The 4,012-nt window shown below is 69.2% G+C and carries 3 protein-coding genes; all 3 read left to right on the forward strand.

Translation table 11 applies throughout. The features are described 5' to 3' along the window. Positions 1-317: 317 nt before the first annotated feature. Positions 318-1,556, forward strand: a complete 1,239-nt coding sequence (locus RCJ92_RS15200; RefSeq protein ID WP_446755030.1) for a thiolase family protein — start codon at positions 318-320, stop codon at positions 1,554-1,556. A gap of 9 nt (positions 1,557-1,565) precedes the next feature. Beyond that, positions 1,566-3,689, forward strand: a complete 2,124-nt coding sequence (locus RCJ92_RS15205; protein WP_446755031.1) for a 3-hydroxyacyl-CoA dehydrogenase NAD-binding domain-containing protein — start codon at positions 1,566-1,568, stop codon at positions 3,687-3,689. A gap of 121 nt (positions 3,690-3,810) precedes the next feature. Next, a partial coding sequence (locus tag RCJ92_RS15210; protein WP_446755032.1) for a hypothetical protein occupies positions 3,811-4,012 on the forward strand: 202 nt, incomplete at its 3' end.

Here is a 4,012-nt window from a genome sequence, read left to right on the forward strand (position 1 = left end):
AGCAGCTTGGCGCGCGCCCCTGGCAACGCGAACTGCTGCGCGCACCGCTGGCCACCGCACTGGCCAAGTAGCCCCGGGGCCGGCGTCTTGGCGCCGATGGTCCATGCGGCCGCACCCCTTGCTCCCGGCGCCCCGGGAGCAAGGGGTGCGGCCGTTAGTTGTATCCGTCCCGCCGGGGCGGCTGCCTCGCGCGCGCGGCGCGTGATGCAGCGCACTTGCACTTCAAGTTACCGCTAAGTAACATATGTTGTGGGTCACAGAACCCCTCCGATCTTCCGAGACCTCGGATTCGACCGACCACAACAAGGAGCCACACGGTGAGTGCTAACGATCCGACAGTGCACGCAGCCCTCGACGACCGCGACGTCGTCTTCATCGACGGAGTGCGCACACCCTTCGGCAAAGCCGGCGAAAAGGGCATCTACCATGGCATGCGCGCCGATGACCTGGCCGTGAAGACGGTGCGCGAACTGCTGCGCCGCAACCCCAACGTCCCGGCCGAGAAGGTCGACGAGGTGGCCATGGCCGCCACCACCCAGACCGGCGACCAGGGCCTGACGATCGGACGCACCGTCGGACTGCTCTCCGGACTGCCCAAGTCCGTGCCCGGCTACGCCATCGACCGCATGTGCGCCGGGGCGATGACCGCGGTGACCAGCACCGCCGGGGGCATCGCCTTCGGCGCCTACGACGTGGTGATCGCCGGCGGCGTGGAACACATGGGCAACCACCCGATGGGAGCCGGGGCCGACCCGAACCCGCGCTTCCTGGCCGAGAAGATCGTGGACCCGCAGGCGCTGAACATGGGCAACACCGCAGAGAACCTGCACGACCGCTTCCCGGCCATCACCAAGGAACGCGCCGACCGCTACGCCGTGGCCAGCCAGTCCAAGCTGGCCGCCGCCTATGAGTCCGGCCAGATCCAGCCGGACCTGGTGCCGGTGGCCTCCCGCCGCCCCGGGGAAGGCTGGCAGCTGAACACCGTCGATGAGCCGCCGCGGCCGGGCACCACGATCGAGGACCTGCAACAGCTGCGCACCCCGTTCCGCGCGCACGGCAGGGTCACCGCCGGCAACGCGGCCGGGCTGAACGACGGGGCCACCGCCGCACTGCTCAGCAGCGCCGCGGCCGCCCGCGAACTGGGCCTGGCCCCCAAGATGCGCATGGTCTCCTTCGCCTTCGCCGGGGTGGAGCCGGACGTGATGGGCTACGGCCCGGTGCCGGCCACCGAAAAGGCGCTGGCCAAGGCGGGGCTGGGCATCGAGGACATTGGCCTGTTTGAAATCAACGAGGCCTTCGCCGTGCAGGTGCTCTCCTTCCTGGACTACTACGGCATCGACCAGGACGATGAGCGGGTCAACCGCTACGGCGGGGCGATCGCGGTGGGCCACCCGCTGGCCTCCTCCGGGGTGCGGCTGATGACGCAGTTGGCCCGCCAGTTCCAGGAGGACCCCTCGGTACGCTACGGCATCACCACCATGTGCATCGGCCTGGGCATGGGCGGCACGGTGATCTGGGAGAACCCGCACCACCAGGACTTCGGGACCAAGGCTTAGGAGAAGAGCATGACACAGGATACGCAGGACTTTTCGGCCGTCGCCGAACTGAAGAAGGACGAGATCGTCACCCATCCGCTCAGCCAGGAGCTGACCCTGCCCAGCGGCAAGAAGCTGGTGCTGATCACCCTGGACAACGGGCTGGACCACAAGCGCCCCACCACCCTGGGCCCGAATTCGCTGCTGGAGCTGCGCGCACTGCTCACCGAGCTGAAGCAGCGCGCCGCCGAGGGGCAGATCGATGCGGTGGCCGTGACCGGCAAGCCGTACTTCCTGATCGCCGGCGCGGATCTGTCCTCGGTCACCGAGCTGCAGCGCGCCGAGGACGCCCGGGCGATGGCGAGCCTGGGCCACGCCACCTACGACCTGCTGGCCGATCTGGGGGTGCCGACCTTCTGCTTCATCAACGGCCTGGCGCTCGGCGGCGGCATGGAGATCGCGCTGGCCTGCACCTACCGCACCGTGTCCACCACGGCCGGGGCGCTGGGGCTGCCCGAGTCCTTCCTGGGCCTGATCCCGGGCTGGGCCGGCATCTACCGCCTGCCGCGGCTGATCGGGCCCGAGGAGGGCCTGAAGGTGATCATCCAGAACCCCTGGAACAACAACCGCACCCTCTCCGGCCCACAGGCCTACAAGCTGGGCGCCGCCGATGCGCTGTACGAGCCGGCCGACTTCCTGGAGCAGTCCCTGGGCTTCGCCGATGAGGTGCTCACCGGCCAGCGCACCGTGCAACGCCCGAATGCGGTGGATGATGCGAACCCGCAGGTCGCCGCCCGCTTCCACGCCGCCGCCGATGAGGCCGAAAAGTTCGTCGACGCCAAGGTCCACGGTGCCGCCCCGGCCCCGTACAAGGCGCTGGAGGTCTTCCGCGCCGGGATCGGGAAGAGCCAGAAGCACTCCGCGCAGCTGGAAATCGAGGCACTGACCGAACTGATGGCCACCCACCAGTTCCACAACACCATCTACGCGTTCCTGGACCTGGTCCAGCGCCGCTCCAAGCGTCCGGCCGGGGCGCCGGACAGGAAGCTGGCCAAGCCGGTGACCAAGGTCGGCGTGGTCGGGGCCGGGCTGATGGCCAGCCAGCTGGCGCTGCTGTTCGTGCGCCGGCTGAACGTGCCGGTGGTGCTCACCGACCTGGACCAGTCCCGCATCGACAAGGGCCTTGGCTACATCCACGGGGAGATCGACAAGCTGGGCGCCAAGGGCCGGATGAGCGCCGACGCGGTCAACCGCGCCAAGGCCCTGGTCTCCGGCTCGGTGACCAAGGACGCGTTCGCCGACGCCGACTTCGTCATCGAGGCGGTGTTCGAGGAGCTGAGCGTGAAGAAGCAGGTGTTCGCCGAGGTGGAGGCCGTGGTCTCCCCCGAGTGCATCCTGGCCACCAACACCTCCTCGCTCTCGGTCACCGAGATGGGCCGGGACCTGAAGCACCCCGAACGCCTGGTCGGGTTCCACTTCTTCAATCCCGTGGCCGTCATGCCGCTGCTGGAGATCGCGGCCACCGAGTGGACCGACGAGGCCACCTTGTCCACCGCGTTCGTGCTGGGCAAGTCGCTGCGCAAGACCTGCGTGCGCACCACCGACTCGGCCGCGTTCGTGGTCAACCGGGTGCTGCTGCGGCTGATGAGCGAGGTGCAGGCCGCGTACGACGAGGGCACCGACGCGCAGACCGCGGACAGCGCGCTGCAGCCGATGGGCCTGCCGATGAGCCCGTTCACGCTGCTGGCGATGGTCGGGCTGCCGGTGGCGCAGCATGTGAACGAATCGCTGCATGCGGCGTTCGGTGAGCGTTTCAAGGTCTCGGCCAACCTGCAGGCGCTGATCGACGCGAAGATCACCGCGCTGTGGGTGAAGGACGAGCAGGGCAACCAGGTCATCGACCCGAAGGCGCTGCAGGTCATGGGCTTCGGTGACCAGCCCTCCACCGCCGAGCAGCTGCTCACCCGGGTTCAGGACGCCCTGGCCGAGGAGATCGGCCTGCTGCTGGAGGAAGGGGTCGTCGCCGCGCCGCAGGACGTGGACCTGTGCATGATCACCGGCGCCGGCTGGCCGATGCACCTGGGCGGGATCACCCCGTACCTGGACCAGATCGGCGCCTCGCAGCGGGTGAACGGCAAGAAGTTCCACGCCTAACCCGTCCCTGCGCCAGCAGGCGCACAGCCCCGGTACACCCGCAGCGCGGGGGTGCCGGGGCTGTGCGCGTTGGGCGCCCGGCGCTTTTCCCGGGCGGGGTTTTCTCTGGAAGAATGGAGGCATGACTGACGCCGTTCGCCCAGATCGCCGCACCATCATGTGCGCCACCGCCCTGTTCGGAGCCACCGCCACGCTGAGCGCCTGCGGGGATGGACACTCCGAGGCCCCGGTCAACACCCCCGGGCCGGTCCCCGAGCCCAGCGGCGAGGGACAGGTGGTCCTGCCCGCCAAGGACCTGCCGGTCAAGTCCCGTGCCCAGGTTG

The organism is Glutamicibacter sp. BSL13 (assembly GCF_052928425.1).